This is a genomic window from Phyllobacterium myrsinacearum (assembly GCF_014138285.1).
Lineage (GTDB): Bacteria > Pseudomonadota > Alphaproteobacteria > Rhizobiales > Rhizobiaceae > Phyllobacterium > Phyllobacterium myrsinacearum_A.
Map to the genome: position 1 here is coordinate 126,839 of NZ_JACGXN010000004.1, position 13,210 is coordinate 140,048.

The 13,210-nt window shown below is 56.7% G+C and carries 13 protein-coding genes; 3 read left to right on the forward strand and 10 right to left on the reverse strand.

Translation table 11 applies throughout. The features are described 5' to 3' along the window. Positions 1–43 precede the first annotated feature (43 nt). From FHW16_RS15285 to speB, 4 genes are all read right to left on the reverse strand, one after another. On the reverse strand, positions 44–691 hold the full coding sequence (locus FHW16_RS15285) for an amino acid ABC transporter permease (protein WP_182550078.1): 648 nt from the start codon (positions 689–691) through the stop codon (positions 44–46). Continuing rightward, positions 688–1,356: an ABC transporter permease subunit gene (locus FHW16_RS15290; protein WP_182550079.1), complete on the reverse strand. Its 669-nt coding sequence runs from the start codon at positions 1,354–1,356 to the stop codon at positions 688–690. The genes FHW16_RS15285 and FHW16_RS15290 overlap by 4 nt, the downstream gene beginning before the upstream one ends. Before the next feature lie 3 nt (positions 1,357–1,359). Then, complete coding sequence (locus FHW16_RS15295) at positions 1,360–2,163, reverse strand: transporter substrate-binding domain-containing protein (RefSeq protein ID WP_182550080.1); 804 nt, start codon at positions 2,161–2,163, stop codon at positions 1,360–1,362. A gap of 61 nt (positions 2,164–2,224) precedes the next feature. Beyond that, on the reverse strand, positions 2,225–3,298 hold the full coding sequence (speB, locus tag FHW16_RS15300; protein ID WP_182550081.1) for an agmatinase: 1,074 nt from the start codon (positions 3,296–3,298) through the stop codon (positions 2,225–2,227). A gap of 224 nt (positions 3,299–3,522) precedes the next feature. Here speB and FHW16_RS15305 point away from each other — a divergent pair, with 224 nt between their 5' ends. Both FHW16_RS15305 and FHW16_RS15310 read left to right on the forward strand, forming a co-directional pair. After that, positions 3,523–4,569: a LysR substrate-binding domain-containing protein gene (locus FHW16_RS15305; RefSeq protein WP_182550082.1), complete on the forward strand. Its 1,047-nt coding sequence runs from the start codon at positions 3,523–3,525 to the stop codon at positions 4,567–4,569. An 11-nt stretch (positions 4,570–4,580) separates the two neighbouring features. Next, complete coding sequence (locus FHW16_RS15310; protein WP_182550083.1) at positions 4,581–5,756, forward strand: aminotransferase; 1,176 nt, start codon at positions 4,581–4,583, stop codon at positions 5,754–5,756. A 41-nt stretch (positions 5,757–5,797) separates the two neighbouring features. Here FHW16_RS15310 and ggt read toward each other — a convergent pair whose 3' ends face one another. Next, positions 5,798–7,543: a gamma-glutamyltransferase gene (ggt, locus tag FHW16_RS15315; RefSeq protein ID WP_182550084.1), complete on the reverse strand. Its 1,746-nt coding sequence runs from the start codon at positions 7,541–7,543 to the stop codon at positions 5,798–5,800. A gap of 221 nt (positions 7,544–7,764) precedes the next feature. Here ggt and soxR point away from each other — a divergent pair, with 221 nt between their 5' ends. Next, positions 7,765–8,235, forward strand: a complete 471-nt coding sequence (gene soxR, locus FHW16_RS15320; protein WP_182550085.1) for a redox-sensitive transcriptional activator SoxR — start codon at positions 7,765–7,767, stop codon at positions 8,233–8,235. 58 nt (positions 8,236–8,293) lie between these two features. On the opposite strand, the gene FHW16_RS15325 is transcribed toward soxR, so the two are convergent. From FHW16_RS15325 to FHW16_RS15345, 5 genes are read right to left on the reverse strand one after another with little or no spacing between them, the layout of a single operon-like run. After that, entirely contained in the window at positions 8,294–9,433 is a 1,140-nt protein-coding gene (locus tag FHW16_RS15325) for a Gfo/Idh/MocA family protein (protein WP_182550086.1), read from the reverse strand. A gap of 14 nt (positions 9,434–9,447) precedes the next feature. Beyond that, positions 9,448–10,194 (reverse strand): TIM barrel protein, encoded by a 747-nt coding sequence (locus FHW16_RS15330; RefSeq protein ID WP_182550087.1) that lies wholly within the window; start codon positions 10,192–10,194, stop codon positions 9,448–9,450. 22 nt (positions 10,195–10,216) lie between these two features. Continuing rightward, the gene (locus FHW16_RS15335) at positions 10,217–11,317 is read right to left on the reverse strand and encodes an ABC transporter ATP-binding protein (RefSeq protein ID WP_182550088.1); all 1,101 of its coding nucleotides are present in this window, start codon (positions 11,315–11,317) and stop codon (positions 10,217–10,219) included. A gap of 50 nt (positions 11,318–11,367) precedes the next feature. Continuing rightward, entirely contained in the window at positions 11,368–12,270 is a 903-nt protein-coding gene (locus tag FHW16_RS15340) for a carbohydrate ABC transporter permease (protein WP_182550089.1), read from the reverse strand. After that, positions 12,267–13,160 carry a carbohydrate ABC transporter permease gene (locus tag FHW16_RS15345; protein ID WP_182550090.1) on the reverse strand — a complete coding sequence of 298 codons (894 nt, stop codon included), beginning with the start codon at positions 13,158–13,160 and terminating at the stop codon, positions 12,267–12,269. The genes FHW16_RS15340 and FHW16_RS15345 overlap by 4 nt, the downstream gene beginning before the upstream one ends. Positions 13,161–13,210: the final 50 nt, after the last annotated feature.

The window sequence follows — 13,210 nt, forward strand, 5'->3', positions numbered from 1 at the left end:
TTTCTGGCCGATTCCCACTCTTTTTACCAATGCTGCGCGCGCTCTAGCGTTGTGCGGTACGAAGTTCCAGTTTCTTAGTGTAACGCGTCAGCGGGTAGCACAGAACAAAATAGATCAATGCCACCAGTCCGTAGACCGTGAAGGGTTCGAATGTCGCATTGTTGATGGCGTTCGAAGTCCTGACCAGTTCTTCAAATCCGATGATGGACGTCAGAGCCGTACTCTTGATCAGCTGGACCAGAAAGCCGACCGTTGGCGCCCGTGTTATGGCAAAAGCCTGAGGCAGGATAATCAGGCGCAGCTGCGCGATGTAGTGCAGGCCAAGACTGCTTCCGGCATCCCATTGGCCGTTTGGCAGGGACTGCACGCCGCCCCGCCAGATTTCGGCAAGGAAGGCGCTGGCACAGAGCGTGAGGCCGAGGACTGCCGCTGTCCATGCTTCGATGCGGAAGCCCAGCAGCGGCAGGCCGAAGAACAGCAAGAACAGTTGCATCAGCAGCGGCGTTCCCTGAAAAAGGCCGATGTAATATTGCGCGCTGCGCCGCAGCCAGTTGCGTTTCGAGATGCGTGCGAGGAGGATCGCCACACCCACGATGGCACCTCCGGCAAACGCGACGACGGAAAGCAATACCGTCCAGCGGGCTGCCAGCAAAAGATTACGCGCTATGTCCCAGAAGGTGAATTCGATCATGCCATACCTCCGGCAATCGACCGGCGGCCAGCCGCATAAAGCAGCCTGCGCAGGGCGATACTGAGCCCGAGATAGACCAGAGTTATGACAAAATAGGTTTCGAAGGCGCGGAAGGTGCGCGCCTGAAGCATGTCGGCCTCATAGGTCAGTTCCCGCACGGCGATCTGCGAAACGACGGCGGATTCCAGCATCATGATAACGATCTGGCTGGTCAGGGCAGGGAAGATAACCTTCAACGCCTGCGGCAGCACGATCTTGATGAAGATGGTTCTCGGGCGAAGGCCGAGTGCCTTCGCCGCTTCAGTCTGTCCTTTGGGAACAGCATCCAATCCGGCGCCGACGATCTCCGTGCTGTAGGCTGCCATGTTCAGGGTCATGGCGAGGATGGCTGCCGTCACGGGATCAAGGCGGATCCCGAGACGCGGCAACCCGAAAAAGATGAAGAACAACTGCACCAGAAACGGCGTGTTGCGAATGAGTTCGACATATCCGGCAACCAGCTTGCGCAGGATTGCGTGGCGGCTGCGGCGCCCGATGGCACCAAAGATGCTGAGCAATGTACCAGCGACTGAGGTCACGACGATCAGGAAAACCGTCATGACCGCGCCGCTGGCAATCATGCCAAGCGCATCGTTCAGCCAGCCAAAATCGAGCGCATAGCCCACTACTCAATCCTTGAGGTTGGCGGGATTGAGCGGTGTCTTGAGCCAGGCTTCGGAGCTCTTGTTGAGCGAGCCATCCGCAAGCATCTTGGCAACGGCATCATTGATAGCCTGCTTGAGACGATCTTCTTTCTTGTTCAGGGCAATGTGTGAGGGAGACGTCAGAAGCTGGAATTTCTGTTCTGGTGCAAGGGCTTCCTGACGCGCGAGTACCTGTGCGCCCACATCATTGCCTACCACCATGAGCTGCGTCTGACCGGAGATGAAAGCCTGAATAACGGCGTTGTAATTGTCAAAGCGCTTCACATCGGCCGAAGCCGGTGCCGCTGCAGTCAGGGATGTATCTTCAAGTGTACCGCGATTGACTGCAATACTCTTTCCGGCGAGGTCGTCCTTGTTCTTTATGTCAAGCGCCTTCGGGCCGATCACCGCGATGTAATACGGCGCGTAGGGGGCGGCAAAATCAAGAACCTGTTCGCGTTCCTTGCTGTAGCCGACGCTCATCAGAAGATCGACACGATGTTCCGTGAGGTAGGGAATGCGGTTCTGACCGGTAACGCTGACGGTCTTGAGCTTGACCTTCAATGCGTCGGCGAGAGCCTGGGCTACGTCGATATCATAGCCCTTCAGCGTCATGTCGGCGCTTGCCGAGGAAAACGGCGGGAAGTCAGCAAAGACGCCGACGTTGAGAACGCCCGCCTTGGTGATGTCATCAATGGCATCCGCGTGCGCAGCGGTCATGCCGATAGTTGCGCCACTCAGCAGCAGAAGCGCGGCAATGGATGATTTGAGAGTGGTATTGAATGTCATTGTAGTCCCCTTCTTGTTATTATTTTTTGACAGTGCGGAGATTAGTGACCGCACCGTTCTGTCAGGCCCATCGATCGCGTTTGGCTGTTACAAACGGGCTGAAGACCATCAGGCTCAGGATTTCAAACAGGACCTGCGCACCCGCATGGGCTGTGTTGGTTGTCGCATCGTATTGCGGAGCGACTTCCACCACATCGCCGCCCACGAGATTGATACCCTTGAGGCCGCGGATCAGTTCGAGGACTTCGCGTGTCGTCAGGCCGCCAACCTCGGGCGTACCGGTGCCCGGAGCAAAACTTGGATCAACACTGTCAATATCGAATGAGAGATAGGTCGGACCGTCGCCGATGATTTTACGCGCCTTCTCGATGATGGCAGGTATGCCGAGACCCGTTACCTCTTCCGCATGGATGACAGTCATTCCGGATTCATAGGAGAATTCCCACAAATACTCCGCCGATCCGCGAATGCCGATCTGGATTGTGCGCGTGGGGTCAAGAACGCCATCGAGCACCGCATTGCGGAAAGGACCGCCATGGTGGAACTTCGTCTGGTCGAAGGCACCGCCCGTATCACAATGGGCATCGATATGAATCATGCCGACCGGACGCTTCTTGCCGACGGCCTTGAGAATGGGATGGGTAATGGAATGATCGCCGCCAACGGCAAGCGGCACCACCCCGGCGTCGACAATCTGGTTGAACCGGCGCTCGATATCGTCGTGGCTCTGTTCCAGCCGGTAGCGGCTGGCAAAGGGAACGTCGCCGATATCGGCAACGCGCAGATCAAAGACGGGCGCGCATCCGAGCACGTGATTATAGGGTCCGATACGTTCGATGGTGCGCACAGCACGCGGACCGAAGCGCGAACCGGGACGATTGGTGACGCCGAGGTCCATCGGCACACCGACAATCGCCACCTGAAGATTACCGAAATCTGGTTCGGCGGCATCAACTGGCATGTAAGGCGCGGTGAGGAATGTTGGAATGCCGGCATAGGGGGCGAGGCGCGTGCCGCTCTTGGAGAAAATCTTGTCTGCAACCTTGCGGAAGGTAGGATCAAACAGCTCGCCGCCATGGCTTTCGCCATACTTGGACCGCAGATCGTTCAGCTTTTTCTCATCCCATGATGCCATGACAGTATCCTGCTATCTGAAAGCTCAGGGGAAAATGCGGTGGGGACTACCCGCATGAGGGATGTCCGATATTATCCGCCCGTGTCTGTTCCCTTGGGCTTTTCGCCTCTGTTCCCGGTATTATCGATACAAAAGCCATAGAAAAGCAATTGACATTGTTGTAGGGTTTTGTGTGAGAAAATCTCACATGACAAATCTGGATTTGATGTCTATTGGAGTCTCCCATGACACTTGGCCGGCTGCCTCCTTTGAATCCTTTACGCGCGTTCGAAGCGACGGCACGGCATGGGTCTGTGACTGCAGCGGCCCGGGAACTCAATGTGACCCATGGCGCCATCAGTCACCAGATCAAGGCTCTTGAGGCAACACTTGACGTGCAACTGTTCGAGCGCGGTGCGCAAAGGCTCAAGTTGACGGCTCAGGGCGCCTTGCTTCTGCCGACCGTTTCCAAAGCGTTTGAGGATATTGCAACCGCGACCGCCCTGATGAAGCGCCCCACCACCCAGGGCGAACTGACGGTGACGTGCGTGCCTGCTCTTTTGTCGCTCTGGCTGATTCCCCGTATGAACCAGTTCACCGAACAATATCCGGATATCCGGCTGACACTGATCGCCACCAATGAGGCACATCACCTTCAATCGCCGGATGTGGATGTCTGCGTGCTCTACGGCGATGGCAAATGGACGGATTGCTGGTCGCGTTTGTGGAGCACGCTGAAGCTCTTTCCGGTGGCCAGCCCGACGCTTCTCAACAGCCGTCCGCTCCGCTCGGTGCGTGATTTGCGCAATCATGTTCTCTTGCATGGGGATGATGGGCGCGAGTGGAATACCTGGCTCGCGGCGGCTGATGCCACCGATCTGGCGCGTGGCGCCCAGCATTTCATGAGCGATGCGCGGCTTTCAACAGAAGCTGCACTTTATGGCCAAGGCGTTTCGCTGGGCGACACGATCACTGCGAGCAATCTGATCGCCAAGGGTGAACTGATTGTGCCTTTCGATCTGACCGTTCCGGCCAACGATGCCTTCCACGTCGCCTGCCGCAACGAAGTGCGCAACGCTCCCATCGTCAAGGTCTTCATTGACTGGCTCTTCGCCTCGCTGGAGGCTGATACGATCACCGAACCGCAGACATCGGCGCGCCGGATCATCCGGCGGCGCAATGGCAAAGTCAGTGCGCCTGAGCGATTGACGGTGCCGCCATCCATTCCCACAACACGACCCAAAAGGCTTGACCGCGCGCAGAAGCGCCGAACCAAGACCGATATCCGATAGGACGATTATCCATGACTGCTGCTCTGTTGAACCCGCTCGTGACCCGCCTGTCTCCTCCGCCCATCCCGGCCGTGCAGGCATGGGGCAGGTCCTATGCGGGCGGACATGGCCCTTTGATCGACCTATCGCAGGCGGTTCCCGGCTACCCGCCGCATCCGGACATGCTGCGCTGGCTGGGCGAAGCGGCGTCTTCAGTCGCCTATGCGAATTACGGACCGATCGAGGGCGAGATCATCTTGCGCGATGCCTACGCCACGCACATGTCCGAACTCTATGGTGCCGGAATCGGCGGTCAAAACGTCCATATCACATCGGGCTGCAATCAGGCTTTCATCTGTGCTGCCATGGTCGTGGCTGCGGCAGGCGAGACTGTGCTCGTCAGCGATCCATTTTATTTTAACCACGAAACCACGCTGTCAATGCTCGGTATCAAAACAGGTTTTGTTCCTTGCAATGCGGAGAATGGTTTCGTACCTACGGTGCAGGCAGTCGAAAAAGCGCTGGTGCCGGGTGTGCGTGCCCTGGCGCTGGTTACACCAAACAATCCGACCGGCGCCGTGTACTCACCCGAACGGCTCAAAGCGATTTTTGAGGTGTGCAGGAAACGTGGTGTCTGGCTCATTCTGGACGAGACCTATCGCGACTTTCTCACCGACGGATCTGGTGAGCCGCATGACCTTTTCAGCGAAGTCGGCTGGGAAGACAATCTGATCCAGCTCTACAGTTTTTCCAAATCCTTCTGCATTCCAGGGCATAGGCTGGGAGCGGTGACAGCGGGAGAAGCCGTTGTTACGGAAATTGCCAAGATCATGGACAATCTGCAGATCTGCGCACCCCGCGCGCCGCAAATTGCGGTGGCCCGTGCGCTTCCCGCATTGAGCGATTGGCGCTCCGCCAACCGCTTGGAGATCGAAACCCGCGCCAACGCGTTGCGTGAGACGATGATCGGTCTCGGTGGCTGGAAACTCGAAGCTGTTGGCGCTTATTTTGCTTTTGTCCGCCATCCCTTCGAGAATAAAACCTCGGTGGAAGTGGCGGAACAATTGGCCAAACAGGCGGGTATACTGGCCATTCCTGGTGAATATTTCGGGGCTGGACACACGCAATTTCTACGCTTCGCCTTTGCCAACGCGAATGCCACAACGATCCGGCAGCTGCGCGACCGCATGATCGATTTCAGTTGCTGAAAAAGATGGCTGGCAAGAATATTGCCAGCCACCAGGGCGATTTAGTAGCCCTTTGCTTCGCCTGAACTCGCCCGGCTGTCGATAGCGCCGTTGTAGCGTGCACCATCACCTTTTTCGATATCCGAAAGGCTTGCACCGCCGACGAGAATACCGGCCGCTTGACCCCAGATCGACCAGTCCTTGTCGATCTGGACGACGTGGCCCATGTCACTCAGTACCTTGCGCGTATCGGCTGACAGCGCATAGGGCTCCATGTAAACTTTATCAGGCAGCCACTGGTGATGAATGCGCGGCGCGTCAATCGCTTCCTGGATGTTCATCCCATGGTCGATCACGTTGAGGATCGCTTCCAGCGTGATGGTGATGATGCGCGAACCGCCGGGGCTGCCGATGACCATGAACGGCTTGCCGTCCTTGGAAATGATCGTCGGACTCATGGAGGAGAGAGGCGTCTTCTTGGGCTCGATGGCATTGGCTTCGCCCTGCACCAGGCCATAGAGATTGGGAACGCCGGGCTTGGAAGTGAAGTCATCCATTTCGTTGTTGAGAAGGATGCCGGTCCCGGGGGCAACGACACCGGCACCGAAAGAACCGTTCAGCGTATAGGTGACGGCAACGGCATTGCCTTCATCGTCGATAATCGAATAGTGCGTTGTTTCCTTGCTTTCGCCAAGGCCCTTGGGCATCAGCTCTTTGGAAATCCCTGCTTTGAATGGACTGATCTTCTCGCGAATTTCCTTGGCATAGGCCTTGTCGAGCAATTTCGAGACTGGATTGTTGACGAAATCCGGGTCACCAAGTGCCGAGTTGCGGTCGACATAGGCATAGCGCATGGCCTCGACCATCGCATGCACGGTTTCTGCGGAACCGTAGCCCAGATAGGACAGCGGATAGCCCTCGAGAACATTCAGGATTTCGCAGATGATCACGCCGCCGGAGCTTGGCGGTGGTGACGATACAATATCATATCCGCGGTAATTGCATTTGATCGGTTCCAGTTCGCGCACTTTGTATTGTTCGAAATCCTGCTTGGCGAGAATGCCGCCCTTGTCCTGACTGGCCTTGACGATCGCATCAGCGGTCGCGCCCTTGTAGAATGAGTCCGTGCCTTTTTCAGAAATGCCGGAGAGTGTTGCAGCAAGATCGGTCTGAATCAACGTCTCGCCGACCGCATAGGGCTTGCCGTCGGGCTTCAGAAAAATTGCTGCAGCGGCCGGATCCTTGGCGAGCCTCTTATTGCCGGCTTTGAACGAATTGATATCACCCTGAACCAGCTCGAAACCATCCCGCGCAAGACGGATTGCCGGTCCCAGCAATTCCTCGCGTTTTTTGGTGCCATACTTCTCACGCGCCAGTTCAAATCCTGCAACGGATCCCGGTACACCAACCGCCAGATAACCGTCGAGGCTCAGACCTTTGACGATATTGCTCTTGTCATCGAGATACATGGTTTTAGTGGCTGCCAGCGGAGCACGCTCGCGAAAATCGAGGAAGGTGGTCTTGCCGTCCTTGAGGCGAATCGTCATGAAACCGCCGCCGCCAATGTTGCCTGCCGTCGGGTAAAGCACGGCGAGCGCATAGCCCACAGCTACCGCCGCGTCCACGGCGTTGCCGCCACTTTTCAGAACGTCAACGCCGACTTCCGTTGCCAGATGCTGGGCTGACACGACCATGCCATGCTCGGCTTTTGCCGGTTCGGGCGATGCTGCCAAGGCGGTGGTGATGGGAATTGTGCTCAAAGCGAGCGAAACGGTGAAAGAAACCACCGTTGTGAAACGGGTCTGCATACTCTTCCTCCTAATGATCATGTCGGACGCTAGTGGTCCTTTGAATTTGACATTTGCATATCTCGGGTGATGTCAAATGGGATGCGAATGTCAAACTCGTTCCCCTAAAGGAACCTCTCTCGCGTGCCATGTCCAGCCGGAAAAATAGCTTACCCAACAAATTTACAATGTTCGGGCAGTTCACTATAAACCTAAAGTAATATTGAGGTTGAGGTGCGGCCATGACAATCAAACCATGCGAACGGCATAGACAGCTGACAGTGGGTGAAGTGGCGGCGCGCAGCGGCGTGGCGGTTTCGACGCTGCATTTCTACGAGAGCAAGGGGCTTATCCAAAGCGAACGCAACCGAGGCAACCAACGTCGTTATTCACGCGAGGTTCTGCGCCGCGTTGCCATCATCAAGGTCGCACAGCGGACCGGCATACCGCTGTCATCGATATCAGAAGCTTTGTCGACCTTGCCGCAGGGGCGCGCCCCAACACCTGCTGACTGGCGGCGACTTTCGGCAGGCTGGAAAGCGGATCTGGATGACCGGATCAACAAACTGATCGGACTGCGTGACCAGTTGAACAGCTGCATAGGGTGCGGCTGTCTGTCAATGCAGGACTGCCCTTTGCGTAATCCGTGGGATGAACTGTCGGAACAGGGACCGGGGCCGCACTTGCTCGATCCGGTGCAAAGCACTGATTGAAACCCAAGCCAAACCCCTCTGCCGCACCGGGCAGAGGGGGTGAATCGCCTTGGGAGGCTTATTTCTTCTTGAGCAAGGATTTGGCTTCCTTGATTCCAAGAGCTTCGGGACGGGTACAGCTCGATTTGATGTCGATGAACTTCTTTTCCTCGCCGGAGCGCAGGATTGAAACCATGACATCGACGCCGTGCAGTGCCCGGTCGATGGAGCAGCGAATGTCGCGGCCTTCGATAATGGCCGCCGCCATGTCTGCCAGCCCGGCCGTGCGATAATTGGCCATCATGCCGACAGAATGCTTCTGGTTCGGAATGCCAAAAGGATGTGCCCAGCTCTTCAACGATTTTGCCTTCTTTCCCGGCTTGGCCAGTTTGACATCGCCGCCGAAGAAATTCGGATCAGGCAGAAACAGCGAGCCATCCGTTCCGTAGAGTTCCATATTGGGGTGATGATGCGCCCAGACATCCCAGCTTGCAGACAGGGTGATTGAAGCGCCGCTGACAAATTCAAGCAGCGCCTGAATGGTTGTCGGCGTTGTTACCTCAATGGTTTCCCCCCTGCGCGGTTCACTGGAAATGGTGCGCGTCGGCGTTGCCATCGATGTCAGGGCAGCCACCCGCTTCACCGGCCCGATGAGGTTGACCAGATTGGCAATGTAATAGGGGCCAAGGTCAAGGATGGGGCCACCGCCGGGGCGGAAGAAGAAGTCCGGATTAGGATGCCAGTGTTCCATGCCGTGGCTCATGACATGGGCGGTCCCCGATGTGATCGTGCCTATTTTGCCGTCATCCACCGCTTTACGCGCCAGCTGGTGCGCCCCGCCCAGATAGGTGTCGGGTGCGCAGCCCGCCTTCAGACCCTTCTTGTGGGCGAGCTTCTGCAACTCGATGCCATCCTTGAGCGACAGGGTGAGCGGTTTTTCCGAATAGAGATGCTTGCCGGCCGAAAGGATCTGGTGCGAGACGGCAAAATGCGCGTCCGGCACGGTAAGGTTGACGACCAGGTCGATATCATCGCTTGCAAGCAGCTTGTCGATGCTGCGCGCTTCAACGCCAAATTCCTTGGCGCGCGCTTCTGCCGCCTTTTTGTTCAGATCGGCGACAGCACGCATTTCAATGCCCTTGAAGAGCGGGCCGAGCCTCAAATAGGTGGCGGAAATATTGCCCGCACCGATAATGCCGATACCAAGTGTTTTTGCCATGATGCTGTCTTTCTTCAAAATGCCTTGACCGTAGCAATGGAACGGCGGGCAAACCGTTCATCATCCGACGGATTGTCGTGTTCCATGACGAAGTACTGGACTGGCGTATTCTTCAACGCTGCAAAGAGTGCTTTCCAGTCGACGGTGCCGTGGCCAACGTCCGCCCAGCCGTCTTCATTGGTGTTTTCGCCTGCCGGTGCGATATCCTTGACGTGGACTGCGCTGATGCGGGAACCGTAATCCTTGATCCACTGGAAGGGATCAGCCCCACCACGGATGACCCAGGCGATATCGGCTTCCCATGAAATGCCTGGCGCCGCATCGAGGATGAGTTTCTGCGGGATCGAGCCATCAGCCAGTGCCTTGAACTCGAAATCATGGTTGTGCCAGCCAAAGAGATACCCTGCCTTGCTGTAGGTGGCGTGAGCCGCCTCAAGCCGCTTGCCGAAATCCGACCAGCCGGACGCATCCGACGGACGTTGTTCAACTGCCAGATGTGGGCAATAGATGGCTTTCATGCCCAACGTACCGGCTATGTCCAGTACCTTGTTCGGTTCTTTTTCCAGGAGATCGATGCTGAAATGGCCGGATGCCATGGTGAGGCCATAGGCGTCGAGCGCGGCCCGGGTTGCCGCCGCATCCGCGTAAAGCCCGCCATAGCCTTCGACCTGCGCATAACCATTCTTCTGCAGGATCGGGAGTATTCTATCGAGCGGCGGAAAATTGCGGGAACTGTAGAGCTGGTAGGAAAAATCAGTCACGGTCAGTACTCCATATGGTTTGCTAGATTCGGTCTTCGGTCTGGGAGTCAAAAAGGGATGCAAGTGCTGGATCGAACGTGAGATGGACGATCTCACCATTCTGGTAACGCCGTCCGGAGTCGACACGAACGGACACAGCCTTGCCGGCGACTTTCAGCCACACGAGACTGTCGGCACCCATAGGCTCGTCGAGATCGACGGTCGCCTGACAGGAGCGGCCGGCGGGCCCGGGTTGATCGCTGAGTGTGATGTGCTCGGGGCGAAACCCGAAAATGACGGAACGTCCCGCTTGCAAGGGTTCGAGTGCCGCATAACTCTCCAGAGAAACGTCAAGATCGGCGATACTGAAGATGGGTTTGCCGTCCCTTTCGGCAATCTCCCCCTTGAGGAAATTCATCGAGGGTGAGCCGATAAAGCTTGCGACAAACAAATTGCGCGGCTTGTTGTAGATGGTGAGTGGTTCATCCAGTTGCTGGATCAAGCCGCCCTTCATGACCGCGATGCGATCCGCAAGCGTCAATGCCTCAATCTGGTCATGCGTCACGTAAATCATCGTGTTGGCGAGCTTGTGGTGCAGGCGCTTGATCTCGACACGCAGTTCCGAGCGCAGCTTCGCATCCAGATTGGACAGGGGCTCATCGAACAGGAATACGTCGACATCGCGCACCAGTGCCCGGCCGATGGCGACGCGTTGGCGCTGGCCGCCGGAAAGTGCGCCGGGCTTGCGTTGCAGGAGCGGCCCGATCTGAAGAATGTCCGCGGCATTGGCGATGCGCTTTTCGATCTCCGCCTTGGGCAGTCCCGCCACACGCAGACCGAAAGAAAGATTTTTCTCAACCGTCATCTGCGGATAGAGCGCATAGGACTGGAACACCATGCCGATGCCGCGATCCTTCGGCTCCTTCCACGTAACGTTCTTATCCTTGATGAAAATCTGCCCGTCCGAGATTTCCAGCAGTCCGGCGATACAATTGAGCAAGGTGGACTTGCCGCAACCGGAAGGTCCCAGCAGCACCAGGAATTCACCATCGGCGACGTCGATGTTGAGATCCTTGAGTACGCTGACCGAACCGTAGTTGAGCGAAAGATCCTTGATCGAAACGCTGGGACTTTGCTGGGTCATGCCGATCCGCTCCCGTGAAACCGTTGTAGAAAGATTGGCTGCATGCGCGTTCATCCTTTGACGGCGCCAGCGGCAATGCCCCTGACGAAATATTTGCCTGAGAAGAAGTAGACGAGCAGCGGCACCAGACCTGTCAGAATGGTTGCCGCCATGTTGACGTTGTATTCCTTGACGCCCTGCGTCGAGTTGACGATGTTGTTGAGCTGCACCGTCATGGGGACGTTTTTCGTACCGGCGAACACGACACCGAAGAGAAAGTCATTCCAGATGCCTGTGACCTGCAGGATGATCGCAACAACGAAGATAGGCGCGGACATTGGCACCATGATCTGGAAGAAGATGCGCCAGAAACCCGCACCATCGACCCGGGCGGCCTTGAAGAGCTCGACCGGCAGCGAAGCGAAATAGTTGCGGAAGAGCAGCGTCAGGATCGGCATGCCGAAGACGGTATGGATCACGATAACACCGGTCAGTGTGCCGAAAATGCCAAGTTCACGGGTGATGATGACGAGTGGATACAACATCACCTGATAGGGGATGAATGCGCCGAACAGGAGAATGCTGAAAAAGACTTCCGATCCCTTGAAGCGCCAGTTGGCAAGTGCATAGCCATTCACGGAGGCGATCATGATCGATGCGATGACGCTCGGTATCGTGATCTTCACCGAGTTCATGAAGCCGACCTTCAGGCCCTCGCAATAGAGACCGGTGCAGGCACTGTCCCAGGCTGTGCTCCACGACTGGAAGGTGACCTCCACCGGCGGCGAGAAGATGTTGCCAAGACGGATTTCCGGCATGCCCTTGAGCGAAGTGATAATCATCACATAAAGCGGCAACAGGTAGTAGATCGCGGCCACCAGCAGGACGCCGTAGATCATGATCGTTGATGGTGCGAAACGCTGTGCCGGACGTTTGCCGCGCGGTTCGATGGTGGTCTGGCTTGCAACGGTCATTTGCGTTTACCCTCGCGAAATTCCATCAGAGCCCAGGGGATGAGGATAATGAGAACGGTGGTCAGCATGATTGTCGATGCGGCAAGGCCCTGTCCGAGGTTGGCGCGCCGGAACATGAATTCGTAGACATATTTTGCGGGAACTTCGCTGGCATTGCCGGGGCCGCCATCGGTCAGTGCGACGACGAGATCGTAGACCCGTACAATGCCAGCTGAGGTCAGCACGATGGTTGTGATGAAGACGGGCCGCATCATCGGAATGATGATGAAAAGATAGGTTTTCCAGATCGGAATGCCGTCGACCCGCGCGGCCTTCCAGATTTCCTCGTCAATGTTGCGCAGGCCCGCGAGCATCAGTGCCATGACGAGGCCAGTGCCGTGCCAAAGACCGGCAATGACAACGGCATAGATCGCGTAGCGCTGGTCGTTCAGGATCGAGAAGTTGAAGTTTTCGAAGCCCAGATCCCGCACCACTCTCTGAATGCCGTAGGTTGGCGTGAGTATCCATTGCCAGACCAGACCCGTGACGATGAAGGAGAGCGCGTAGGGATAGAGGAAGATGGTACGGAACGTGTTTTCAAAGCGAATCTTCTGGTCCATCAGCGCGGCAAGAAGGAAGCCGATGACCGATGAGAACAGCAACAGGAAGACGCCGAAGATCGCAAGGTTGATGGCGGAGATGTTCCAGCGGGGCGTGTTGAAGAGACGGGTGTACTGATCAAATCCGACGAATGTCAGCTCGGGTAGCGCCCGCGATGCGGTGAAAGAATAAACGACGGTCCATACCGTGCAGCCGATGAAGACAACAAGCACCGTCACAATCATCGGCAGTGCCGCTACCTTGGCATTCAGGTTTTTGAAAATTGTATTTGGACGCGCTGTGGAACTCATTGTGTTCTCCGTCAGCCCTCTCGGCAACCGCCAATCGCTCGTGTGACCGG